The 26,163-nt window shown below is 33.2% G+C and carries 24 protein-coding genes and 1 pseudogene; 22 read left to right on the top strand and 3 right to left on the bottom strand.

The annotated features are described in order from the left end of the window. Positions 1-458 precede the first annotated feature (458 nt). The 10 genes from AK212_RS10230 to AK212_RS10180 all read left to right on the top strand — a co-directional run bounded on the left by AK212_RS10230 (position 459) and on the right by AK212_RS10180 (position 10,586). Positions 459-1,292 (top strand): YitT family protein, encoded by an 834-nt coding sequence (locus tag AK212_RS10230; protein WP_053030679.1) that lies wholly within the window; start codon positions 459-461, stop codon positions 1,290-1,292. A 226-nt stretch (positions 1,293-1,518) separates the two neighbouring features. After that, positions 1,519-2,316 (top strand): ABC transporter ATP-binding protein, encoded by a 798-nt coding sequence (locus AK212_RS10225; protein ID WP_053030677.1) that lies wholly within the window; start codon positions 1,519-1,521, stop codon positions 2,314-2,316. Between the two features lie 77 nt (positions 2,317-2,393). Further along, complete coding sequence (locus tag AK212_RS10220; protein ID WP_371106752.1) at positions 2,394-3,353, top strand: FecCD family ABC transporter permease; 960 nt, start codon at positions 2,394-2,396, stop codon at positions 3,351-3,353. Beyond that, positions 3,350-4,366, top strand: coding sequence for a FecCD family ABC transporter permease (locus AK212_RS10215; protein WP_053030674.1), 1,017 nt, complete (start codon positions 3,350-3,352; stop codon positions 4,364-4,366). Before AK212_RS10220 ends, AK212_RS10215 begins: the two co-directional genes overlap by 4 nt. A gap of 236 nt (positions 4,367-4,602) precedes the next feature. Then, the gene (gene dhaK, locus AK212_RS10210) at positions 4,603-5,565 is read left to right on the top strand and encodes a dihydroxyacetone kinase subunit DhaK (RefSeq protein ID WP_053030672.1); all 963 of its coding nucleotides are present in this window, start codon (positions 4,603-4,605) and stop codon (positions 5,563-5,565) included. A 32-nt stretch (positions 5,566-5,597) separates the two neighbouring features. Then, complete coding sequence (gene dhaL, locus AK212_RS10205) at positions 5,598-6,179, top strand: dihydroxyacetone kinase subunit DhaL (protein ID WP_053030670.1); 582 nt, start codon at positions 5,598-5,600, stop codon at positions 6,177-6,179. Continuing rightward, a complete protein-coding gene (dhaM, locus tag AK212_RS10200) occupies positions 6,176-6,556 on the top strand; it encodes a dihydroxyacetone kinase phosphoryl donor subunit DhaM (protein ID WP_053030668.1) in 381 nt (126 codons plus the stop codon). Before dhaL ends, dhaM begins: the two co-directional genes overlap by 4 nt. A 145-nt stretch (positions 6,557-6,701) precedes the next feature. Then, the gene (locus AK212_RS10195; protein ID WP_053030666.1) at positions 6,702-7,202 is read left to right on the top strand and encodes a hypothetical protein; all 501 of its coding nucleotides are present in this window, start codon (positions 6,702-6,704) and stop codon (positions 7,200-7,202) included. A gap of 1,011 nt (positions 7,203-8,213) precedes the next feature. Continuing rightward, positions 8,214-9,281: a YkvI family membrane protein gene (locus AK212_RS10185; protein WP_053030662.1), complete on the top strand. Its 1,068-nt coding sequence runs from the start codon at positions 8,214-8,216 to the stop codon at positions 9,279-9,281. Between the two features lie 258 nt (positions 9,282-9,539). Further along, a complete protein-coding gene (locus AK212_RS10180) occupies positions 9,540-10,586 on the top strand; it encodes an alpha/beta hydrolase (protein WP_053030660.1) in 1,047 nt (348 codons plus the stop codon). A gap of 445 nt (positions 10,587-11,031) precedes the next feature. Here AK212_RS10180 and AK212_RS10175 read toward each other — a convergent pair whose 3' ends face one another. Beyond that, entirely contained in the window at positions 11,032-11,538 is a 507-nt protein-coding gene (locus AK212_RS10175) for a GNAT family N-acetyltransferase (RefSeq protein ID WP_053030658.1), read from the bottom strand. A gap of 111 nt (positions 11,539-11,649) precedes the next feature. On the opposite strand from AK212_RS10175, the gene AK212_RS10170 reads away from it, so the two are divergent. The 7 genes from AK212_RS10170 (at position 11,650) to AK212_RS10140 (ending at position 18,978) form a co-directional block, all read left to right on the top strand. Further along, complete coding sequence (locus tag AK212_RS10170) at positions 11,650-12,573, top strand: NAD(P)H-binding protein (RefSeq protein ID WP_053030657.1); 924 nt, start codon at positions 11,650-11,652, stop codon at positions 12,571-12,573. Positions 12,574-12,587: 14 nt separating this feature from the next. Next, positions 12,588-13,262 carry a response regulator transcription factor GraR/ApsR gene (graR, locus tag AK212_RS10165; protein ID WP_053030655.1) on the top strand — a complete coding sequence of 225 codons (675 nt, stop codon included), beginning with the start codon at positions 12,588-12,590 and terminating at the stop codon, positions 13,260-13,262. Next, positions 13,255-14,295: a sensor histidine kinase gene (locus AK212_RS10160; RefSeq protein WP_053030653.1), complete on the top strand. Its 1,041-nt coding sequence runs from the start codon at positions 13,255-13,257 to the stop codon at positions 14,293-14,295. Before graR ends, AK212_RS10160 begins: the two co-directional genes overlap by 8 nt. Before the next feature lie 132 nt (positions 14,296-14,427). Then, a complete protein-coding gene (locus AK212_RS10155) occupies positions 14,428-15,189 on the top strand; it encodes an ABC transporter ATP-binding protein (protein ID WP_053030651.1) in 762 nt (253 codons plus the stop codon). Beyond that, the gene (locus AK212_RS10150) at positions 15,179-17,068 is read left to right on the top strand and encodes an ABC transporter permease (RefSeq protein ID WP_053030650.1); all 1,890 of its coding nucleotides are present in this window, start codon (positions 15,179-15,181) and stop codon (positions 17,066-17,068) included. Before AK212_RS10155 ends, AK212_RS10150 begins: the two co-directional genes overlap by 11 nt. Before the next feature lie 273 nt (positions 17,069-17,341). After that, positions 17,342-17,959 (top strand): DUF47 domain-containing protein, encoded by a 618-nt coding sequence (locus tag AK212_RS10145; RefSeq protein ID WP_011276491.1) that lies wholly within the window; start codon positions 17,342-17,344, stop codon positions 17,957-17,959. 14 nt (positions 17,960-17,973) lie between these two features. Continuing rightward, positions 17,974-18,978: an inorganic phosphate transporter gene (locus AK212_RS10140; RefSeq protein ID WP_053030648.1), complete on the top strand. Its 1,005-nt coding sequence runs from the start codon at positions 17,974-17,976 to the stop codon at positions 18,976-18,978. Between the two features lie 469 nt (positions 18,979-19,447). Here the strand turns inward: AK212_RS10140 and AK212_RS10135 are convergent, their stop codons facing one another. Further along, positions 19,448-20,266 carry a LysM peptidoglycan-binding domain-containing protein gene (locus AK212_RS10135; protein ID WP_053030645.1) on the bottom strand — a complete coding sequence of 273 codons (819 nt, stop codon included), beginning with the start codon at positions 20,264-20,266 and terminating at the stop codon, positions 19,448-19,450. Between the two features lie 496 nt (positions 20,267-20,762). On the opposite strand from AK212_RS10135, the gene AK212_RS10130 reads away from it, so the two are divergent. From AK212_RS10130 to AK212_RS10110, 5 genes are all read left to right on the top strand, one after another. Continuing rightward, the gene (locus AK212_RS10130) at positions 20,763-21,422 is read left to right on the top strand and encodes a Bax inhibitor-1/YccA family protein (RefSeq protein ID WP_053030643.1); all 660 of its coding nucleotides are present in this window, start codon (positions 20,763-20,765) and stop codon (positions 21,420-21,422) included. A gap of 323 nt (positions 21,423-21,745) precedes the next feature. Continuing rightward, positions 21,746-23,908, top strand: coding sequence for a helix-turn-helix transcriptional regulator (locus tag AK212_RS10125; RefSeq protein ID WP_053030641.1), 2,163 nt, complete (start codon positions 21,746-21,748; stop codon positions 23,906-23,908). A 134-nt stretch (positions 23,909-24,042) separates the two neighbouring features. Further along, complete coding sequence (locus tag AK212_RS10120) at positions 24,043-24,402, top strand: transcriptional regulator, SarA/Rot family (protein WP_053030640.1); 360 nt, start codon at positions 24,043-24,045, stop codon at positions 24,400-24,402. Positions 24,403-24,552: 150 nt separating this feature from the next. Continuing rightward, positions 24,553-25,269: a YebC/PmpR family DNA-binding transcriptional regulator gene (locus AK212_RS10115; protein WP_053030638.1), complete on the top strand. Its 717-nt coding sequence runs from the start codon at positions 24,553-24,555 to the stop codon at positions 25,267-25,269. Next, positions 25,269-25,757 (top strand): cupin domain-containing protein, encoded by a 489-nt coding sequence (locus AK212_RS10110; RefSeq protein WP_053030635.1) that lies wholly within the window; start codon positions 25,269-25,271, stop codon positions 25,755-25,757. The genes AK212_RS10115 and AK212_RS10110 overlap by 1 nt, the downstream gene beginning before the upstream one ends. Before the next feature lie 64 nt (positions 25,758-25,821). On the opposite strand, the pseudogene AK212_RS10105 reads toward AK212_RS10110, so the two are convergent. Further along, positions 25,822-25,992 (bottom strand): annotated as a pseudogene (locus tag AK212_RS10105) (IS5/IS1182 family transposase); the annotation flags it as partial. Between the last annotated feature and the right edge of the window lie 171 nt (positions 25,993-26,163).

The raw sequence follows: 26,163 nt of genomic DNA, 5'->3' as shown, positions 1-26,163 counted from the left end.
AGTTTTTGGGTAAGACAGACAAGCTATCGATAGTATAATGATTGATAATTTTAAGATAAATGATAAAAACCAAGTATGTAGAGTGAGGAGACACTCTATATACTTGGTTTTTATGGGAAATGAATATTAATGTACTTGTAACGGTAAGGACTAGGTACTGTCACAGTACTTCGAGCAAAATTTGTTTTGTTACTATAAACAACACAAAGGAGATAACTTCTCTTATTAAGAAGTTATACACATTATAGCAAAAGGAAACGTTAAAGTAAACAAAAAATTCAGAAAATTTATATTTATTTATGATTCTCTTTATTTATAATGAGAATTCAAGCGAGAGACAAGACAATGATATGGTTAAACATTCATGCTTTTAATCCCTTTTCAAAATGAATATTGTAGCTTTGCTAGTGAATGTGCTAACATTTTTAGTGATATTACAATTAAAGGGGTTGGTATATGTGAATAAAAATATTAAAGATTTACTTTTGGTCATACTAGGCTCTTTCATATTTTCAGCTGGGGTAAATGCGTTCATTATCTCAGGTAATTTAGGAGAAGGTGGGGTAACAGGTATAGCCATTGTTCTATATTATGCGTTTCACATTTCTCCAGCCATTACAAACTTTGTAGCTAATGCACTACTCATCATAGTTGGATATAAATTTTTAAGTAAAAAAAGTATGGTATTGACTATAATAGCAACTGTATTGATCTCCGTTTTCTTGAGTTTAACTGAGCAGTGGCATGTTGAAACAGGAAATGTTATCATTAATGCCGTTTTTGGTGGTTCTTGTGTTGGATTAGGTATTGGTATTATAGTTCTTGCCGGTGGTACCACTGCAGGAACAACGATACTAGCCCAAATTGCTAATAAATATTTAGATGTCAGTACAGCATATGCCTTGTTATTTTTCGATTTAATTGTTGTACTTATATCGTTAACGGTACTACCTTTACAAATGGCATTAGTTACAGTTATTTCACTGTATATAGGTACAAAAGTGATGGAATATGTGATTGAAGGTTTAAATACTAAAAAAGCAATGACAATTATTTCAAGTAAGCCAGACCAAGTAGCGAAGGCAATAGATGAACAAGTAGGGCGTGGCCTTACCATCTTAGATGGGAGAGGCTATTATAGTCGTGAAGAAAAAGACGTCCTTTATGTTGTTGTTGCGAAAACACAAGTATCTAAAGCAAAGAAAATGATACGTAAGATTGATAATCATGCCTTTTTAGTTGTCCATGACGTGAGAGATGTATATGGCAATGGATTTTTAATTGATGAATAATTGATGAATAATTGATAATAATAAATAAATGAGGTTAGGTGTTTTCATTGATTGGTAAAGGTTAAATGGCTCTGCCAATCAATAAAATGCCTAACCTTTTATGCATTAATTACAAATAGTCAGTTGTTTGCAAAGATGTTATAATACATCTATTGACTATGATAATTATTATCAATTGACTATTTCAATCATATCCAAAGCTATTTATTATGAAAGTAGGGAAAGCATGAATCGTTTAAAAGCACAACAAGTGGAAATAGGTTATGGGGATCATACGATTATTAACAATTTAGATGTAGAAATACCGGATGGCAAAGTTACGTCAATTATTGGCCCTAATGGTTGCGGTAAATCTACATTATTAAAAGCGTTATCGCGCTTACTAACAATAAAAAATGGTGAAATTCAATTAGATGGTGAAAATATTCATACACAGTCTACAAAAGAGATTGCTAAAAAAATTGCGATATTACCACAAACACCTGAAGTAGCAGATGGTCTTACAGTTGGAGAACTTGTATCTTATGGTCGTTTCCCACATCAAAAAGGATTTGGACGACTATCTGCTGAAGATAAGAAAGAAATTGATTGGGCTTTGACTGTTACTGGAACTTCTGAATTTAGACATCGCTCTATTAATGATTTAAGTGGTGGTCAACGCCAACGTGTTTGGATTGCGATGGCACTTGCTCAAAAAACAGACATCATTTTCTTAGATGAGCCTACGACATATTTAGATATCTCACATCAATTAGAAATATTAGAATTAGTACAACAATTAAATAAAGAACAAGGTTGCACGATCGTCATGGTCTTACATGACATTAATCAAGCTATTCGTTTTTCTGATCATCTTATTGCAATGAAGAAAGGTGATATCATTGCTTGTGGCCCTACGGAAGACGTGCTAACGAAAGATATTCTAGAACAAGTATTCAATATTGATGTCGTGCTTAGTACAGACCCACGTACAGGGAAACCATTATTAGTCACATATGACTTATTCCAACGTAATTATTCATAATATATAGATAAACTAAGAAAAGGGAAATTATCATGATGGAGAAAGATAAGAAAGTAAACATCGGTTTTATTGGCTATATGATTTTAGTCTTTGTGTTGTTAATAGGCGCATTGCTCGTATCTATCTTGATAGGCGAAGCAAAAATTAGTTTTTCAACTATTATGGATGCTATTTTTCACTATAATCCTAAAAACCAACAACATAACATTATTAGTGAGATACGTATACCGCGTGATTTAGGTGCGGTATTAGTAGGTATGGCACTGTCAGTTGCAGGCGCTGTGATTCAAGGTGTAACAAAAAATGGGCTCGCTGATCCGAGTCTAATTGGTTTGAATTCAGGTGCTTCATTTGCGTTGGCATTAACGTTTGCCATTTATCCCGCGGCGCCATTTTTAATGCTTATGTTTGCAGGGTTTTTAGGCGCAATGCTAGGTGGCTTTATCGTCTTAACGATAGGGCGATCTAGACGAGATGGGTTCAACCCTATGAGAATTATTTTAGCCGGTGCTGCTGTAAGTGCATTATTAACGGCTTTAAGTCAGGGTATTGCGTTAACATTTAAACTAAACCAAACTCTAACATTCTGGACTGCCGGTGGTGTTTCAGGTACGACTTGGAAGCAACTTATGTGGAGTGGCCCAGTAATTATTATTGCTATCATAATCATTATAGCCATGAGTAAGCAACTAACGATTTTAAATTTAGGTGAAACCCTTGCGAAAGGATTAGGACAGAATATCACGATGATTCGTGGTGTGAGTCTGTTCTTAACGATGATTTTAGCTGGTGTTGCCGTGTCGATGGTAGGACAAATTGCCTTTGTCGGATTAATGGTACCTCATATTGTTAGATTTTTAGTGGGTACTGATTACGCCAAGGTATTACCATTAACTGCGTTGTCAGGCGGTTTGCTCATGATATTAGCCGATACCATTGCACGTATGTTAGGTGAAGCACCAGTGGGCGCTATTATTTCGTTTATTGGCGTACCTTACTTCTTATATTTAGTTAAAAGAGGGGGACGCACAATATGATTCATCCAAAATTAAGACGTAAACAAATCATTACGTTAATGATCTTTTCAATACTATTATTAGCAGCATGTACATGGAGTGTGTCTTCTGGAGAGTATAAGATACCCGTAGATCGATTTTTAAAGACGCTTATTGGTCAAGGTGAATATTATGATCAATTAATTTTAATGGAATTTAGATTTCCTAGAATGTTAATTACGATTTTAGCAGGCGCAGCGCTTAGCTTAAGTGGTGCTATTATTCAAAGTGTCACTAAGAATCCAATTGCCGAACCAGGTATTTTAGGTATTAATGCTGGCGGTGGTTTTGCTATTGCTTTATTTATTTCAATTGGTCATATTAATCCAGATAATTTTGTATATGTATTACCGCTAATAAGTATTGTTGGTGGTATAGCAACTGCTATTATTATCTTTTTATTTAGTGTGAATCAAAGAGATGGCATTACACCTTCAAGTATGGTGTTAATTGGTGTAGGGATGCAGACAGCTTTATATGGTGGTTCTATTACACTTATGTCAAAATTTAACGAAGATCAGTCAGAATTTATAGCGACTTGGTTTGCTGGTAATATTTGGGGCGATGATTGGACATTTGTGATTGCAACGATTCCATGGCTTATCATCATCATTCCATTTCTGTTATACAAATCTAATGTGCTTAATTTAATTCATACACATGAGCATATTGCCAAAGGGCTTGGCGTGAAGATTGAACGCGAGCGTATCGTTCTATTCTTTATTGCAGTTGTATTATCATCAATTGCTGTTGCAGTTGCAGGTGCGATTGCATTTATTGGTTTAATGGGGCCGCATATTGCAAAATCAATTATTGGACCACGCCATCAACTCTTTTTACCAATTTCAATTGTTGTAGGTGCTTTCTTACTTGTTCTATCAGATACGATTGGTAAAATTATTCTCGAACCAACAGGCGTACCTGCTGGCATTGTAGTTGCTATTATCGGCGCACCATATTTCATTTACTTAATGTATAAATCGAAACGCATATAATAAAGCGAAAGTGACACTATATAATATCTCGTATCTAAGTAGTTCAATACTAAATTTTTCATCGATACGAGTGATGCTCACGGGAGTGGATAGATTTTCTAGCATAACGACGAAATCTAGTCCATTCCCATTTTTTTTGTAAAAAAATGAAAAATATAATGACATGCATGTAAATGTTAGCGCATACATTGTGCTTGATTTATAATTGAGATGATAGCCAAGGGAGGAAATTGCATATGAAAAAGCTAATTAAACAAAAAGAGCACTTTTTAAAAGACATGTTGGATGGTTTAGTAATAGCAAATGATGATATCGACATCATCGCAGAAACGATTGTCGTACGACGTCATAAGAAATCTCAAGGTGTGGCGATTGTTTCAGGTGGCGGTAGTGGTCATGAACCCGCTCATGCAGGGTATGTCGCACAAGGAATGCTTGATGCAGCAGTGTGCGGGGAAGTCTTCACCTCACCGACACCAGATAAAGTATTAGAAGCAATCAAGGCTGTCGATACAGGTGATGGTGTGCTATTGGTTGTTAAAAATTATGCCGGGGATGTAATGAACTTTGAAATGGCGCAAGAGATGGCTGAAATGGAAGGCATTCAAGTAGAAATGATTATTGTTAAAGATGACATTTCAGTATCTGAAGCAACACAAAGACGTGGTGTTGCCGGTACAGTATTTGTGCATAAATATGTAGGCTATTTAGCTGAACAAGGTATGACATTAAAGGATATTAAAGAGAAAGGTGAAGCAGTTGCTTCTCAAATTAAAAGTATTGGTATGTCGCTTACACCACCAATGGTTCCGACGACAGGACAATATGGCTTCGATATTGATGACAATGATATTGAAATTGGCATAGGTATTCATGGCGAAAAAGGCATTGAACGCATTCAATATGAAGAAATAGATTGCATCGTTGAACGATTATTGGGTCGATTACTCAAAGAAAGCCAAGCGCAATCATTAATCGTTATGATTAATGGCATGGGAGGTACACCGTTATCTGAATTAAATATCGTGACTAAATTTAGCGCACGTTATTTAGAGGAACAGAACCGAGAAGTCGCACAATGGTTTGTTGGTGACTACATGACTTCACTAGATATGCAAGGTTTCTCAATTACTCTATTACCTAGCGATGAAGCGCTATTAAAAGCCTTACAAGCGCCTACAGCGTCACGTTACTTTTAACAGAAACACTACTTTCAACTGAGGTGATAAAAATGGATGTTAAAGAAATGAAACAACGTTTGTTAGATTTGGAGACAACTTTTTCAGAAAAAGAAACAGTATTAACAGATTTAGATAGAGCAATTGGTGACGGTGATCATGGTGTTAATATGTTACGCGGCTTCAAAAGTTTGAAAGATAAAATAGATGATAGTAGTATGGCATCGCTGTTTAAAACAACAGGTATGGCATTAATGTCAAATATTGGCGGTGCATCTGGTCCATTATACGGATTTAGCTTTGTTAAAATGTCTAATGTCGTTAAAGATGATATTGACAATGATAATTTAAAAGCTGTCGTTACTGAATTTGCAAATGCGATTGCGCAAAGAGGTAAAGTGCAACGTAATGAGAAAACTATGTTTGATGTTGTAGATCGTGCACGTGAAGCTTTAGAGAATGAAGAAACATTAACATTTGAAGTATTGCAACAATTTGCGACTGATACGAAAGTTATTGAAGCTACAAAAGGACGTGCAGCATACTTTAAAAAAGATTCAATAGGTTATGTTGACCCCGGTGCTCAAAGTATGGTGTATATCTTAAGCGCTTTGATTGGAGATGATATTAAATGACATCAATCATAATTATTAGCCATAGTGCAGATATTGCGAAAGGCACTAAATCTTTACTTAATCAGATGGCCAAGGATGTAAACATTATCGCATACGGTGGTGTCTATGGCGGTATAGGTACCTCATTTGATGACATTCAAAATATTATCAATAACCTAGAAGATGATGCACTATGTTTCTATGATTTAGGATCATCTGAAATGAATATCGATTTAGCAATTGAAATGTACGATGGACCACATCATATTAAGAAAATGGATGCACCAATTGTAGAAGGTAGTTTCACTGCAGCAGTCAAATTGTCAGTTGGTGGAACTACTGATGAAGCGATACAAGAAGTTACACAAACGTCATTTAAAGCAAATGCATTTGACTAAAATGTAGGTTAATCAGCAGTAATATAATAATCATTGAAATGCGCAAAATAAATTTTATAATTAAGTAATTTATAAAATGAAAATGACAAATGATTGTGATAAAATAGGTTATTATAGTAAAGCGAAAGAGTAGGTGGGCAAGGTCATGCAAAACAGCATCAAGGAAAACGTTTTAAGTGGAGAATTTGAACAAGTTAGACAGATAATGGCCAAAGCAGACTTTCTAGATTTTGAAGAAGCCTACATTTCATGTGCACATGAACATGAAAGCATGATGTTTTATACTTGTATTTTATATATGATTAAATTTGAAGAAACGTCTGAGTTGCATGATTTAGCATTTCTATTACTTGTGTATCCGTTAAGTGAAATTGAGGGTGCATTAGATTCTGCGTACTACCATGCGCAAGCATCCATCCAATTAACAAATGGTAAAGAAATTAAGAGTCTATTGCAAATGTTATTATTACACGCAATTCCAGAGCCTGTTATTACAGATTCTGAAGCTTTCAAAGTAGCTAAACAAATTTTGAAATTAGATCCAAGTAATCATGTTGCAAGAAATGCACTTAAAGAAACAGCTAAACGTATGGATAATGTTGTCGTTGATATTAACGAATTACAACAATATGGAAATTCTAATTAGGAAAGATAGAGGGTCCGGGACATAAAGTTCCTGGATAAGTGAAAAGAGACAATTTCTATTGAAATAATATAGAAATTGTCTTTTTTATAATTTTTCTGATTATTTTCAGCTCGTTGAGTTGTTATTTTTCTTATATTAAGAGTCTGGGACATAAATAATATAATAATACTATTTAGCAAATTCGCAGTAGCTGACTGAACTGAGAAGGCGTTTAAATCAAGCTTTGCTCAGTTCTAGTTATCCTTGCGGGCGGGGCCCCAGCAAAGAGAATTTCATCAAGAAATTCTACAAGCAAAGCAAGCTGGGAGTCGGGGCCCCAGCAAAGAGAATTTCATCAAGAAATTCTACAAGCAAAGCAAGCTGGGAGTCGGGGCCCCAGCAAAGAGAATTTCATCAAGAAATTCTACAAGCAAAGCAAGTTGGGGTCGGGGCCCCAGCAAAGAGAATTTCATCAAGAAATTCTACAAGCAAAGCAAGCTGGGAGTCGGGGCCCCAGCAAAGAGAATTTCATCAAGAAATTCTACAAGCAAAGCAAGCTGGGGTTACGACGAATTTAAAAAAATTCTGTCCCACTCCCGAATCCTAGTTCTCTTTTGACTTTATATATCCATTGTACAGACATTCAAGTGAAACCCAAGGTAGCCTTCATAAATTCAAAAATAGACCCCACATCAATTTTCCTTTGGCTGTAGATGATTTTTATTTTTGATTTTACAAGCATTCTATTAATTTGGACTTTAAAACATTCCCAATTATAATGCTTCATTCATTTTTTTCTAATGTGATATTTATCATAAACGTAACATAAATTACGATGTGCTTAGTTACTTATTTATGGAAAATGAGGTAAGAATAATAATTTTTTTAGAAATTTTAAATCTTTAATAAGCGTATATAACATAGTGGTTATAGCCGATAAACGGCGTGTCGCAACTAGTATACACTGTTGCATATTATTTGTAGTACGTTATAATGCACAATGTGTCAAATTTAAGGAGGTTATATTTTCGCATGGGATTAAATAAAGAAGCTGTAAAAATTGGTTTCGCCTATGTCGGCATTGTAGTAGGTGCCGGATTCTCAACTGGACAAGAAGTTATGCAATTCTTTACACCATATGGTTTATGGTCATATATCGGTGTACTTATTTCAGGTTTAATTCTTGGTTTCATTGGTAGACAAGTAGCTAAAATAGGTACCGCGTTTGAAGCTACAAACCATGAGTCAACATTACAATATTTATTCGGAGAAAAGTTTAGCAAAATCTTCGATTATATATTAGTATTCTTTTTATTCGGTATTGCAGTTACTATGATTGCAGGCTCTGGTTCAACATTCCAAGAGAGTTTTGGTATACCTACATGGTTAGGTGCCTTAATTATGACGATTGTCATTTATTTAACATTATTATTAGACTTCAACAAAATTGTGAGCGCGCTTGGTATCGTAACACCATTCTTAATTATTATGGTAATACTTATTGCCGTTTACTACTTATTTGCAGGTAGCGTTCCATTAAACGAAGTTAACAGTACAGTTGATAAAACAAGTGCATTTTGGGGTGTAATTAGAGGCTTAATGTACGGAGGCCTAGCTTTTGCAGTTGGCTTTAGTACGGTTGTTGCTATTGGTGGCGACGCTTCTAAACGTAAAATTTCAGGTGGAGGTGCAATGTTTGGCGGTGTGATTTACACAATCTTATTAGCCTTAATCAACTTTGCATTACAATCTGAATATCCTAAAATTAAAAATGTTGAAATTCCAACATTAACATTAGCTAATGCTATACATCCTTGGATTGGTCTTGTTTTAACTGTCATTATGTTAGCAGTTATGTACAATACAATTTTAGGACTATGCTATTCATTTGCAGCACGTTTCACAGAACCATATAGTAAAAAATATCACATTTTCATTGCTGTTATGATGGTTGCTGCGTTTATTCTAAGCTTTGTAGGATTTGCAGACTTAATTAACTTCCTTTATAACATCATGGGTGTTGTCGGTCTGTTTATCGTAGTTGCAGTATTAATTAAATATTATCTACGTAAGAGTGATAATAAAGACCATATCGCTTAGATTTAAAACAGCTATACTTTACAATTTAAATTGGATGTTTTAATGTTAAAGAGGCTGGGACATAAATAATATAATGAAGCTATTTTTGCAAATTCGCAGTAGCTGACTGAACTGAGAAGGCGCTTAATTCAAGCTTTTATCAGTTCTAGTCACCCTTGCGGGGGTGGGACAACGAATTTAAAAAGAATTCTGTCCCACTCCCTTTTCTATTAAAAAAGCGGACAAACCGTCTATAATCAATTGAAAGGATCATAGGAAATGAATACTCAGAAAAAATGGGCAATGATTACTGGTGTCACAATTATGATCGTCAGTATCGTAGTTGCTTTAGGGTTATATCACCACCAACAAGAAAGTGAGAAACGTAAACAGCAGCGTGAGAAAGTTCAAATCAATAACCCTAACGTCAAGCTATTTCAAAATATTACATACAATAATCATCTTCCTAAAAGTCAACTTGATATCATGATGCCTAATGATGTAGATAAGGATACTCAATTACCGGTTATCTTCTGGATGCACGGTGGTGGCTATGTTGCAGGTGATAAACAATACAAAAATCCATTACTATCTCAAATTGTTGAGCAAGGATATGTAGTGGTCAACGTTAACTATGCTTTAGCACCTAACTATAAGTATCCTACACCGCTTATTCAATTTGATGATGCCATTCAATTTATTAAGCATAATAAAGACCGTTTCCCAATCGATTTAAACCAAGTCATTATCGGTGGTGATTCTGCCGGTGCACAACTAACGAGTCAATATGTTGCGATGCAAACAAACAGTACTTTACGAAACGAAATGGGATTTGAACAGCGTTTTACACCCTCACAAATTAAAGGTGCTATCTTTTTCGGTGGGTTTTATGATATGAAGACTGTAAGAGAAACTGAATTTCCAAGAATTCAAATGTTTATGCATAGTTATACAGGTGCAGCATATTGGGAAACTGATTTTAAAAATATTTCTCAAATGTCAACCATTAATCAAGTGACTAAGGATTATCCTTCAACATATTTATCAGTAGGTGATGCGGATCCTTTCTATAGTCAAAACATTGAATTTTATCGCAAATTGAAAGAGGCGAATATACCGGTAAGTACATTGTTTTATGATGGTTCACATCATTTACATCATCAATATCAATTCCATCTAGACAAACCAGAATCTAAAGAGAATATGAAACGTGTACTTGCTTTCTTAAGTAGAAATACGTCGTCATCTGGTGTAGAACAAAATTACCAATCACCATTTGATGGATCAACAGGTTCAGATAGTCATTTTTCTTTATCTCCGTATTAGAAGCGGTGTGCTGCTAGCATTAGTTACATGATAATGAGGAAGCGTGTGAGTGACGCATAACATCATCGCTTATGTCCAATGTCCAATGATGACTATATAGTGTTGAGGCGTTTAGAGCGTCGTTTATATAAAAAGGTATGTCTAACCAAAACAGTGGGAGTAGGACGAGTCCGGGACATAAATAATATAATGCAGCTATTTTGCAAATTCGCAGTAGCTGACTGAACTGAGAAGGCGCTTTAACAAAGCTTTTCTCAGTTCTAGTCATCCTTGCGGGGGTGGGACGACGAATTTAAAAGAATTCTGTCCCACTCCCATTTCTCTATTTTATTAGCGATGATGGTGTTGGAATCTTAGAAGTAATTGAAAATTTAAATTAACTTTGTAGTTATCTAGTTTAATATTCTAATGACTAGAGTATAATATTAGTGATGGTAAATCATTATTAAATCAGTAATTTGGCCATAACATATTTATTGAAGTATTGGCCGTTAATGTACAATTTATCTTTTAATTCGCCTTCAATATTGAATCCTGAAGCTTTAAAGAGTTCAACTGCGCGTGCATTTTCAGGGACAACAGAGGCTTCAATACGTCTAATATCATGGTTAATCGACCAAGCTTCAGCAGCGTTTACTAATGCCATACCGATACCGTGTTTCTGATAAAGCTGTCTAACACCAATTGTAATGACCGCTTCGTGACGTTTACGTTCGTAATTTTCAGTTGTTATAAATGCATAACCAACCAATTGGTCGTCTTGTTCTGCAACGTAAACTGTGTTTCTTGGAGAAGTGATAATGCGTTCTAGGTGATTGCTAACGCTTGAAATGCTCGGTGTATATTCACCAGGGTTATATAGTGTGTATTCAGATTCATCATAAATTTTGCTTAATAATTTTATAAAGTCTTCAACGTCTTTTATACTTATTTCACGAATAATATGAGCCATACGGCTTCCTCCCAAATTAATAAACTATTGTGTCTTACATGGTATTATAGCAATAATTCTTAAATATACATAAAATAAAAAACTTTTTAAACTAAAGGGGCAATTTCAAAAATGAAACCAAATGTGCTATTAGCAGGCGGTAGTGGTTATATTGGCAAATATATAAGTAATGTGATTCAGGAAGAAGCGCATATTTATGCTTTATCGAAATATCCTAATACCAAAAAAGAAAATAATAATCGCATAACATGGTTGAAAAGAGATATTTATAGTTATACTGATGTTGTAAAGGCCATGGAAGGAATGGATATTGCGGTTTATTATTTGGATCCTAACAAGAACTCAGCGAAATTAACGCAAGCAACTGCGCGAGATTTAAATCTAATTGCAGCAGATAACTTTGCTAGAGCAGCAGCGCAACAAGGTGTGTCTAAAATAGTGTATGTAAGCGGTAGTCGATTTGATAGTGAGACAGTACAGCGTTTAGAGAATTACGGTGTTCCTGTTGAAAAGACAAACACTCAAATTAAACGTCCACATATTAACGCTGAATTACAAATGTCTAAATACGATGATATCAGAACAGCGATGCGAATGATATTACCTAGGAAATGGACATTGACGTATCTAGTAGATTACTTTATGAAATGGCTGAATGATACACGTGGTATATTGATGCATACGTATCAAGAAAATGGCAGATACTTCATTTATGCCCGTAAAAAATCTAAACCACTATTAGTAATGGAGAAAGTTGAAGACGATATAGGATTGATAACGTTACATTTCATTTCAGGTTCGATAATTAAACGTAATCAAAAGAAACAAGGCAAATTAGAATTTAGACAAATTAAAGGTACACGCTTAGTCATGATCCATTTATATGATTATATCCCGAAATTGTTATGGCCAATATATTACTTCGTTCAAGCACCGTTACAAGGCTTGATTATGCGAGGGTTTGAAATTGACTGCCGTATTAAACATTTTAACGGACGCGTACAATCTGGAGAAAAAATGAAATATACAAAATAATAGGTGATAAAGTGATGCAAGTATTATTAGTAGAAGATGATCAAACACTATTTCAAGAATTGAAAAAAGAACTCGAACATTGGGATTTCTTCGTGACAGGAATAGATGATTTTAGTGCAGTAATGGATATTTATGAAGAAACTAATCCAGAAATAGTTATTATGGATGTGCAATTACCTAAATATGATGGATTTTATTGGTGTAGAAAGATTAGACAAGTATCTAACGTGCCAATCTTATTCTTATCTTCTCGCGATAATCCTATGGACCAAGTGATGAGTATGGAATTAGGTGCGGATGATTATATGCAAAAGCCATTCCATACAAATGTGCTAATAGCCAAACTGCAGGCGATTTATCGACGTGTCTATGAATTTGGCGCAGAAGAAAAGCGAACATTGAATTGGCAGGATGCGCTTGTAGACTTATCAAAGGATAGCATTCAAAAAGGCGACGCAGTGATCTATTTATCTAAAACTGAAATGATTATTTTAGAAATGTTAATTCAAAAGCAGAATCAAATTGTTACGAGAGATACGTTAATTACTGCGCTTTGGGATGATGAAGCTTTTGTAAGTGATAATACGCTAACTGTTAATGTAAATCGTTTGCGTAAAAAGCTAGCTGATATTGGTATGGATACGCAAATTGAAACTAAAGTAGGTAAAGGTTACATGGCGCATGAGTAACTTGAAATGGTTTTGGTTATTCCTTAAAACACGTAGTAATTGGATTTTTTGGATTGTGTTTTTACATTTGATTTTATTAGGTATGGCTTATATTGATTATGATATTTCAATTGAAGGTATCAGCTTTATTGTAATGCTAAATCTTGGCCTTACTGTACTATTTTTAGTTTTTACCTTTTTGAAAGAAGTTAAGTTATATCAACATTTATATAATAATAAGGAAATTGAAGAAATTAAGCACAAAGATTTGGCTGAAGATCCGTTTCAACGGGAAGTTGTTAATTACCTTTACCGTAAATTAACAAGTCAAAAAGAACGCGTAGTTGAGCAGCAATTACATATCAAAATGACGGAACAATCTTTAACTGAATTTGTGCATGATATTAAAACGCCTGTAACAGCGATGAAGTTGTTAATTGACCAAGAAGCAGAAGGTACCCGTAAAAAGGCATTATTATATGAGTGGGCACGTATTAATGAGTTATTAGATAAACAACTGTATTTAACTCGATTAGAGTCTAAAAAAAGAGATATGTATTTTGAAGAAACTGCGTTGAAACGACTGGTCATCGATGAGATTCAATTGACACGTCATATTAGTCAGGCTAAGGGTATAGGTTATGATTTGAATTTTGAGACAAACTTAGATGTATATACAGATGTCAAGTGGTGTCGCATGATGATTCGTCAAATTTTATCTAATTCTTTGAAATATTCACAAGGCCAGGATATTGTTATCCGCTCTTTTATAAAGGATGATCATGTGGCATTAGAAATTAAAGACTTTGGTAGAGGGATTAGTCACAAAGATTTACCACGTATATTTGAGCGTGGTTTCACTTCGACTGCGAATCGTAATGAAACGACATCTTCGGGTATTGGACTGTATTTGGTAAACAGCGTTAAGGAACAGTTAGGTATCGATGTTCGTGTTACGTCTACCGTAGGGCAAGGGACTACATTTGTTTTAACTTTTCCGAAACAAAATGAATTAATGGCGCGTATGACGCAAGTGACAACAATGTTACCTTAAAACGTTGATTTGTTACTCCATCTTCATTTCATCAATTGTAATTACTTTTATAATTAAACTGACTAAAAAAGTGCGAAATCACTAAAATAAACGCGCACGGAGATATATTGAATGACGAGGTGAACGATTAACGTGACAATATTACAGGCAAAGCAAATAGCCAAAACCTATGGTAACAAGCAAACTGAACAAGAAGTATTAAAAGATATTGACCTGTCAATTGAAGCGGGAGAGTTTGTTGCTATCATGGGGCCCTCGGGATCAGGCAAAACAACCTTATTAAATGTATTAAGCTCGATTGACTATTTAACACACGGTTCTATTATTTTAGACGGTCAACAATTAGAAAAATTGTCTAACAAAGCATTGTCTGACATCAGAAAAAAAGATATTGGATTTATATTTCAAGAATATAATTTGCTACATACACTAACGGTCAAAGAGAACATCATGTTGCCTTTATCCGTTCAGAAGCTAGATAAAAGCGAAATGAATGAGCGCTATCAACGTATCACAAAGGCGTTAAATATATTTGAAATTAGTGATAAGTATCCGTCAGAAATTTCAGGTGGACAACGACAAAGAACGTCAGCTGCACGTGCATTTATTACATATCCAAAGATTATTTTTGCGGATGAACCTACTGGCGCACTTGATTCCAAAAATACTCGAGATTTGTTGCAACGTTTTCAAAAAATTAATGAACTCTATAATGCGACGATAGTGATGGTCACGCATGACCCATTAGCAGCAAGTTTCTCAGAGCGTGTGATTATGTTGAAAGATGGACAAGTTTTTACTGAAATATATCAAGGTGAAGATGATAAAAACGTCTTTCACAGAGAAATTCTACGTGCACAAAGTATCTTAGGTGGCATGATGTATGAGTTTTAGTCATATTATATGGAAGAACTTTCAACAGAATATTATTCATTACGCAATTTATATCTTTTCACTTGTATTAAGTATCGTGTTGTTCTTTAGTTTTATTACGATCAAATATGTACATCATTTAAATGTGCACCAGTCTTTGTCAATGATACGTCAAGGTACACAAGTGGGAAGTTATTTTTTATTTATCATCATTGTCGTATTTATCATGTATACAAATATGTTGTTTATTAAACGACGGAGTTATGAATTCGGGTTATTGCAAACGATTGGTTTAGGCAAAAAAAGTATTATTTACATGCTAATGCTTGAGCAGTTATTTATTTTTATTATAACTGCACTATTAGGTATGATTATTGGCATTTTGGGCTCGAAAATACTACTAATGATTGTGTTGAAATTATTAGGTATACATACATCTGTATCATTCATTTTTAGTTTTCAAGCGATTGCACAAACATTATTTATACTTGTCATTGCTTATATACTCATCATTATCCAAGCATCTATTTATTTAAGTAAATCCTCAATTAAAAGTTTGATGGACTTTCAAGATAGTAAAGAAGATAGTCATATCACGCTTACATTAGGAGAAGTTATATTAGGTATCTTAGGCGTTGTGCTAATATTGACGGGATATTATTTATCAACGCGCTTTGTTGAGATTGTGGATGATGTCATACTACCATTTGTCATTTTAATTGTAACTGTTTTAGGAACTTATTTTTTCTTTCGAAGTACGATATCACTCATATTAAAGATGATTAGATACTTTAAAGGCGGAAATGTGTCTGTAAATGATGTTATTTTCACGTCATCACTCATGTTTCGAATTAGAAAAAATGCATTTTCATTGACTGTAATGGCTATCATCTCAGCAATTACTGTATCAGTTTTATGTTTCGCTGCGATTAGTAGAGGTTCTTTGGCAAATGAAGTGCTTTTAGAATCACCCCATGAAGTTACGCTAAAAGAAGAGAAACTTGCAAATGAATTAGGATTTGAATTAAGTCGCCATCATATTCCTTATCGTTATGATTTTAAACAAGTCGTATATTCTCAACTATATAAAGATCAATTATTTGACAATAGTCAGATACAACCCTATGCAGTTACTGTAACGAGCGAAAAATATTTTCCAAATGTTTCTTTAGAAAAAGGTGAAGCAAATTTAATTATGCCTGAAGGTTTAATTCAAGAGTTATCGAAGCATAAATCAAATGGTACGGCTTCTATTGGAACTAAAAAATATCACGTGAATATTAAATTGCATAAAGTGATGGACAAAATTTATTTTAAACAAAGTATTGATTTAGGTGGTCCTACACTAGTATTGAATGATACCGATTATAATTACTTGAAAACACATGCGAATCGTAAATATATCGTTTCACAATATGGCTTTGATTTACAACATAATAGAGATATTCCGAAACTTGAAAGCATTACGAAAGATCTCAACAGTGATGTGCAAACGCGCAGTGAAGTCGTTAGTGAAGTATCCAGTTTAACTGGCATATTACTGTTTGTAACGTCATTTTTAGGCATTGCATTCTTGATTGCCACAGGATGTATTATTTACATTAAACAAATTGATGAAACAGAAGATGAGTTGGAAAGCTATTCAGTATTACGCAAATTAGGATTCATTCAAAAAGATATGGCCAAAGGATTAAAGCTTAAAGTGGCATTTAACTTTGGTATACCATTGATTATTGCCTTGTTGCATTCATACTTTGCTGCTGTGGTCTTTATGAAGGTCATAGGTTTTGATAATCAAGTGCCGATTTTTGTCGTAATGGGTATTTACTCAATCATTTACAGCATTTTTGCAGTTATCGCATATAACCATTCTAAACGTACAATTAATCACTCAATTTAAGCTAATATTTTTCTAATATTTCGTATTTGTAAAGAATTTGTAAATGTAATTGTGGTTATGTAAATTTTGTGATATTTTCAAATAGGGACAAATTCAGTAATGGAGTATTACGTGAATAACAGTAAAACATTATATTTACATAAAATTTACAAATAGTCTGAAAAAGACTTTTGAAAAGTTCTTATTGTAAATGTATCCTTTATCTAAAGTTGTCTTACAATAATAAAAATTTACAACGTGATTGGAAACGATCGCTATAATGGAGGCTTTATAATGTTTACTAAGAAAAAGGATAAGTTCATGGTTCAATTAGAGGAAATGGTATTTAACTTGGACCGTGCTGCAGTTGAATTCGGGAAAATGGATTTCAATACGCACTTAGATTTAAAAGCTTATTCTGATAATATCAAGACTTATGAGTCACATGGTGACGAATTAATGCATCAAGTCATTACGGATTTAAATCAAACATTTATTACACCAATTGAACGTGAAGATATCCTATCTTTATGTAATGCAATTGATGATGTGCTAGACGCTATGGAAGAAACATCAGCAATGTTCGAAATGTATTCAATTGAATATACAGATGAATACATGGCAGAATTCGTAGAAAATATTCAAAAAGCAGTAGCAGAAATGAAATTAGCTGTTGGTTTATTAGTAGAGAAAAAATTATCACACATGCGCATTCATTCTATTAACATTAAAGAATTTGAAACAAACTGTGATGGCATTTTACGTCAATCTATTAAACACATCTTTAACAGCGAAACTGATCCAATCACACTTATTAAAATAAAAGATATTTATGAAAGCATGGAAGAAATCGCAGATAAATGTCAAGTTGTGGCAAATAATTTCGAAACGATTATTATGAAAAATAGCTAAGGGAGTTTTAATTTATGGAATATGTATTAATTATCACTATAGCTATCGTAATATTTTCTTTAATCTTTGACTTTATCAATGGCTTCCATGATACAGCCAATGCGATTGCTACAGCAGTATCAACACGTGCCTTAACGCCTAGAACTGCTATCTTTTTAGCGGCAATTATGAACTTTGTTGGTGCGCTAACTTTCACTGGTGTTGCCGGTACAATAACGAAAGATATTGTTGATCCATTTAAATTACAAAATGGGTTAGTCGTTGTATTAGCCGCAATATTAGCCGCAATTATTTGGAACTTATTAACATGGTATTATGGTATACCAAGTTCATCATCTCATGCGTTGATAGGTTCAATCGCAGGTGCAGCGATTGCAGCACAAGGATTTGGTGTACTTCATTATCAAGGTTTCACTAAGATTATTATTGTTTTAATCATTTCACCAATTATTGCATTTTGTGTCGGATTCATTATGTACACGATTGTTAAAATTGTCTTTAAAAATGCTAACCTTACTAGAGCGAATCGTAATTTCCGATTCTTCCAAGTATTTACTGCAGCATTACAATCGTTCTCACACGGTACGAATGATGCACAAAAATCAATGGGTATCATTACATTAGCTTTAATTGTAGCCAATATTCAAGATCCATCGAATGTTGAACCAGCTTTATGGGTAAAAGTTGCCTGTGCAACTGCAATGGGTCTAGGTACTGCCATTGGTGGATGGAAGATTATTAAAACTGTAGGTGGAAACATTATGAAAATCCGCCCAGCTAACGGTGCTGCAGCTGACTTATCATCAGCATTAACAATATTTGTAGCATCATCATTACACTTCCCATTATCTACAACACACGTTGTATCATCATCAATTCTTGGTGTTGGTGCTTCTAACAGAGCTAAAGGTGTTAAATGGAACACTGCACAACGTATGATTATTACATGGGTTATTACATTACCAATCTCAGCTATTTTAGCTGCTTTGATTTTCTTAGTTATGAACATTTTCTTATAATTAAATAATTAAGTGTTAGGGAATGGGACAGAATACTTATTAAATTCGTCGTCTCACCCTTTTCAAACTGCCTATAAAGTCTTTGACTTTGTAGGCAGTTTTTTTATATACGTCCTGAGATAGAGAGGGGGATTTGGTTATAAAGACATTCTTTAAAGTATTGATTAACTGAATGTTCATTTTAAAGTGTCTTACTTATATGCTAAATCATTTAGATGAATTAAGTTAGTAAGTCTAATCTAAGTATGCGTTTATTATGATAGAATATGAAACTTCAATAAAAGTTACAGGTAGTCAAATCAAATTAATACAATGGTGTGTTGTTGCCATGTATTTTTTATAGAACACAAAAGGAGTGGAACAGAATTTTAAAACTCTGTTCCACTCCTAGCTTACTTAGCTTGTAGAATTTGTTGATGAAGTTCTCTATGATAGGGTGACCATCCACAAGATAGCAATATTATATTATTTAGTGAATGAAATTGTAGCTTGAAACTACAGATGCAGGAATGGTTCTTGTATTTGTGTTATATGGGCCATTAGCATAATTCATTTCTGAAATTAAGATGCTACCATCTGCATTAACACGTTCAACATAAGCCACATGGCCATAGTAGCCTGTAGTTGATTGCATAATTGAACCAACAGTTGCATTATGATCTACTGTGTAACCATCTGCTGCTGCGTTGCCTGCCCAATATTTAGCATCTGACCAATAAGTACTAATTGGTTTACCAGCTTGCGCACGACGGTCGAATACATACCATGTACATTGACCAGCAGTATATAAGTTTTGATGATTGAATGATGGGCTAGCATAACCGCCACTTCCGCCACCGTTATTCGTTGTATTCGGATTTGTTTCAGTAGGTGTATTTGCTGAACCATTTGGTATTTTTAATTGTTGATTTGGTGTTATTAAATAACCTGATAAGTTATTGGCCTTCATTAATGCATTGACCGATACACCATTCTTACTAGCAATTGCATATAAAGAATCGCCAGATTTTACTGTGTAATATGATGAAGAAGTTGTTGCGTTTGAACTGGCATTATTAGCATTATTACTGCTGCCCCCAATAGTAATAACTTGGCCAGGGAAAATCATATTGTTAGAAAGGTTGTTACTCTTCTTAATACTATCTACAGATGTATTATATTTACTAGCGATGCTCCATAGCGACTCGCCGGATTTTACAGTATGTTGTGTTGATGCTTCAGCATTATGGTTTGATAATACTGCAACTGCTCCGGTTGCGACAGAAGCTGCGACTGCTAACTTTTTCAACTAAATGTCCTCCTTGAGAAAATTCATTATATTTTTAATTAATTTATTCCTAAACTATTCATTACCTTATATATTCACTCACATATATCACGTATTCATACTATCAAAAATGTGACACACTGTGGGCGTTGTTATTATCTTGTAACATTGTTAATATTTGTCATTGATTGTGTAAAACCGTCCAATCCGTTGATATGAGAGGATTCATCTAACATTTGCTGATGGATTTCATTTTTAAAATTAAGTAAATTGTAATATTTTGATGAGATGTTAGAACAACTAATTTAAATGAATTAAGCTCAAAATGGCTTAACAACAGGCTTTAAGGTTGTATTAAACTTAATTGTAACGTATATTTTTTGTACTTAAATTAATGATTATTAGTAATGTAATTATAGAAAACATATCAATCGTAAATGATTTATTTTTGAAAAGTAATTAGAATGCGATACAATCGAATTGAAAAAGGGATAGTTAATAAGGAGAGATTTAAAATATGTCTCAGACGTACAATAATGCACAACATGTGAATCGGAAGCATCAAGAGAAAGGTCAATCACATGCTTATGGTAAAGTATGGCTCTATTTTATGTATTATTGGATTATATTTGGAATTGGATGTTACTTTGGACAGTATTTACCTATGGAATGGAGACGTCCTTTATCCATAGCACTATTGGTATTAATATTAGCAACATTATTTATTCAACGGGCACGTAAATATGGGTTGATCATTTCGCATATTTACGCCATACTTGTGGGTCTTTTATCATACGCTACGTTTACAACTTATATGCAAAATTTAGGGCCAGAGGTCTTTTATAAAAATGTCCTATTGGCAATTGGAGCGTTCATTGTTTTCGGTATTTTGGGCTATTTTATAATCAATGATGCCTCAAGTATTGGTAAATATTTATTTGTCGCATTAATTGCGTTAATTATTGCTGGATTAATTGGTATATTCATCAATAATCCGATATATCATACCGTTATCACAGTGGTAGGTCTAATATTATTCTTACTATATACCTTGTATGATTTCAATCGTATGAAACGAGGGAATTTCTCACCGCGGGAAATGGGTTTTAATCTATTTATCAATTTATTAAATATTATAAAAGATGTATTAAGACTTGCAAATCGCTTTAAAAATTAAATAAAAACACATATAATGAGAAACTATACATTTGAGATGTCTTCGTATTGTATTTAATGATTTTAATTTGTTTAGTAATTGTATGATTGATCGCATTACTAAATACATGATTGAATTATTGAGCAATAACGAGGCATCTTTTTTATCAAATTCATAATTTAAATAAATAATAAAAAGTAATTAATTTATAAAAAATGTATTTTTGATTTGTTTATCGTGTTGTGATAAATTTACATTTAATCACTGTGATAGTGCTAAGATACCAAAAGAAGAAATAGTACAACATTTAGAAAGACGATCATGAATAAGAAAGAGGTTAATCAATGGCTAATACCTATGTTCATATATTGACTAAACATGAATACAAAATGACACGTTGCCAAGACGGTATTATTCTGTTGTTTCCAATTGAAGGTCAACTTAAACTTCAGCACTTTACTAAAACTGTTAGCGTCGAAAATGATATTTACGTCATCAATAACACAGATATTTTTTCAATTATAGAAAATAAAAAAACACTGATGCTATACATCGCTAGTGACTGGTTTAGAGATCGAGGTTTTGAATTTTTTAATTATAAATATTCGACTAATTTAGTAAAATCAACCAGCGCAATCAAACGTTTGTTACTACATATAGCACTAAACACTTTAAATGTTGACGCCATTTCTGATGATACGACACACATCACTTCTATTGTCGATATTATTGGGAAAGAAGGGGCAATTGAAAAGATGATTGCTAATCATCAATATAACTTTTCTTATTACGGAGAGTTAAGCGATGTACTAGAATATATTAATCAAAATATTAATAAGAAAATAACATTAACTGGTATTGCATCACAATTATTCACTTCTAAATCCAATCTTTCAGCACAATTTAACCAATTGTTAAATATGGGCTTTAAAACCTATGTCGATACTCTGAAAATTGCAAATTCATTTGAATGGTTGTTAACTACGGAAAATACAATCAGTCTCATAAGTGAAAAAGTAGGTTTTAGTAATGCCTCAAGTTATTCAAAATCCTTTAAAAATCATGTCGGCATGACGCCTAATGAATACCGATACTGTGATAAATTCAACAAAACAATTTACATGGATTATGAAACATTGAATGATACTAGCTTGAAGGATATACGACATTTGATTAAAACGAAGCAACAATATTATAACCAACATGATGAACATAAAATTTATGCAGATTCAACGGTTGGTTCGGTTGTCAATCCATATTATTTAGTCATTCAAGTTAATACAATTGAAGAAATCAGGTTACTTTTTCTTCAAGATTTTGCGCGACCATTGTCTTTTGGCAAAACAACATTGAAGTTTTACCTTAATGTAGATATGCGTGATATTAAAGATCAAATGACTAAGAATGAGAGACAACGCTTATTTGAATATATTATTCGTAATGGGTTAAATGTGGTCTTTAGATTAGAAGATTTAGGGTTAACAGATTTTTTAGAGTCAAATTATGAGAATGTAGCAGACTACTTCAGAGAACATCAACTGCCTACGACTGGTAATCATAAATTAGAACTTGTATTTGATTTAGAGGAGTTAAATTTAAAATCTATCTATCGCGTCATTTTAAAGATACAGCATAAGACCCAACAATTTTCATTCGGTTTAGAAATAAGTAAATTGTTAAATGACCCAGTCTTGTTTAAAACGCTAGAATCACAAATCAAACGTATTAATTTTAAATTTTTATATATTGATAATGCGCAACTGAAAATGCCATATCTAATTGAACAAAATGAGCACTTATTAGTTAAAAATATAGTACGCTATCAAAATATCCGACAAATTCTAAAACAAATTGATTTAGAGAATCAGAAGATAATATTTTTAAATTTTGAAAATCATAAATTTTTAAATAGTAAATATAATGATTTGAATAATAGCGCACCTTTATTAATAGAAACATTTGTAAGAACAGCTTCTTACTTTAATGGCATTGGCTTCGATTTCAAGCATCATAATAGACAATTTAATGCGTTGCACATATTCGACGAAAATGGATTTAAATCCATTTTAGGCACAATAGTGGATCAGTTGCTTGAAATTAGTACGAAACCTAAATTATTTAATGAAAACTACATCTTAATTGATGATGAAGCGCACTATACGATTTTCATCTATGATTGGCGCGTGTTAGAGAATGAGTCATTGCAAGTCAATTATGACCAAACAGACGTGTTTATTGATTTTAACGATGACGCGTTAAAGGATACGTATTTAGTCAAGATTCAGCTTATTGATGACTACAACGGCAATATTAATCATCTTATTTCAAAGCATATTAGGAAAAAATATAAATGGTCGAAACGTTTTTTAAGAAAAATGGATTATCATATTCATCCTACATTAAAACTCGTAGAACACAATTTCAAAAAAGAACCACTTCAAATTAACCTCAATTACAATGCTTTATACGTCGTTAAAATTCTAAAAGAGTCACGAAATAATAAATAATGTTTTGCACAACTATATTTAACTTTATTAGTAAATTAGACAAAAATTTCTAAACAAAGTTATAGGACATACTTACAAATATAAAGGATAATAGTAATTAAGTTGTCTGCTTATATTTGGAGGTGCAAGAAGCATTGAATAATGACAAATTAAATAAATTGCTAGAATTCTATAAACAGTATAAAGCATTGTCAGAGTATATAGATAAACAATATAAGTTGACATTAAATGATTTAGCTTTACTAAAACTTGCTCATGAATATATTGCTAATGATCAAATGTTAATGCAAAAGTTTCTAAAAATAGCAATTAGTGAGTTGGAGTTAAGTAGAACCAAATTGTTAGTATCAATTCGACGACTTATAGAAAAGGAAAGATTAAGTAAGGTTCGATCCACTGAAGATGAAAGAAAAATATTTATCTACATGGATGAAAAAAATATTAAAAATTTCGATGCTTTATTCAATGATGTTGAAGAATTTTTAGATATTTAATTTAATATGTTAAACAAAGAGTGCTGACAAAGTCGTTTTGTCAGTATTTTTTCTTTTAATTTGATTCATCATAAAATGGATTCCATTTTAGACAATGCTTTGTTAATGCTATATAATAAGGATTATTGAGTATGAAAGCGAGATGACATTATGGGACGTAAATGGAACAATATTAAAGAAAAAAAAGCCCAAAAAGATAAAAATACAAGTAGAATATATGCAAAATTTGGTAAAGAAATTTATGTAGCAGCTAAATCTGGTGAGCCAGATCCTGAATCTAACCAAGCGTTAAGATTAGTACTTGAGAGAGCTAAGACTTATTCAGTACCAAATCATATTATCGATAGAGCTATAGACAAAGCTAAAGGTGCTGGTGATGAAAATTTCGACCACTTACGTTATGAAGGGTTCGGACCAAGTGGTTCAATGCTTATCGTAGATGCCTTAACAAATAATGTAAACCGTACGGCTTCAGATGTTAGAGCAGCTTTCGGTAAAAATGGCGGTAATATGGGCGTATCAGGTTCAGTCGCTTATATGTTTGATCATACTGCGACATTCGGAATTGAAGGTAAGTCAGCAGATGACGTTTTAGAGGCATTAATGGAACAAGATGTCGATGTTAGAGATGTTATTGAAGATGGAGATCTTACAATTGTCTATGCGGAACCGGACCAATTTGCTCAAGTTCAAGATGCGTTACGTGAAACAGGCGTAGAAGATTTTAAAGTTGCTGAATTCGAAATGTTACCACAAACTGATATTGAATTATCGGAAGATGACCAAGCAACATTTGAGAAATTAATTGATGCACTCGAAGATCTTGAAGATGTTCAAAATGTCTTCCACAATGTGGACTTAAAATAATGAAAAAACACGCAGATGATTGGATTAAACAACTTGATCTTACGCCTCATCCAGAAGGTGGTTATTTCAAGGAAACCATTCGAGAATCAACGGATGAAACACAACGTGCGCCTTTTAGTAGTATTTATTTCTTACTGAAGACAGGTGATATTTCTCATTTTCATCGGATCGATGCAGATGAAGTATGGTACTACCATGCAGGTGAATCATTAACGATTCATATGATTACACCTGATGGCGACTATGAAAGTGTTCAATTAGGACCTGCAATTGAAGAAGGACAAGTACTTCAGTATAAGGTACCTAAAGATACAATTTTTGCTTCAAGTTTAATAGACAGAGAAGGATACAGTTTGGTAGGTTGTATGTGTCAACCAGCATTTGAATTTAATCACTTTGAATTGTTTACACAAGAGACGTTAATGCATTTATATCCTCAACATAAGAAGTTGATTCAACAGTATGCCTTATTAGATATAAATAAATAAATCATAAAAACAGTCTGGGATATAAAGTTCTTGGATAAGTGAATAAAGACAATTTCTATTGAAATAATTTTGGATGATATGATGTCGCACCACGGTGATGTCTGAATTCGTCGAATTCATTGTCAGGAATTGTTTCAACAATATCATTTACATGTCGTGAAATATCATTTGTGGGGATAAGAACTGAAGTTTTCATTGGTAGTGTAAGTTGAGTCATGTTATAGTTTTTATACATAAGGCACCTCGTTAATTTAGTTTAGTGATGTTTATTAAATTATACGAAAGTGCTTTATTTTTTTAACGTATTACAATGTAAAATTACATATAAATACAAAGTATTTTGGCGAGACTCTTACGTTGATTATTAATGAACATAAGTGCTAGCGCACTTATGTAAGAAATTCTA

Source organism: Staphylococcus borealis, assembly GCF_001224225.1.
Classification (GTDB): Bacteria; Bacillota; Bacilli; order Staphylococcales; family Staphylococcaceae; genus Staphylococcus; species Staphylococcus borealis.
This window is presented reverse-complemented; position numbering and strand designations above follow the sequence as displayed.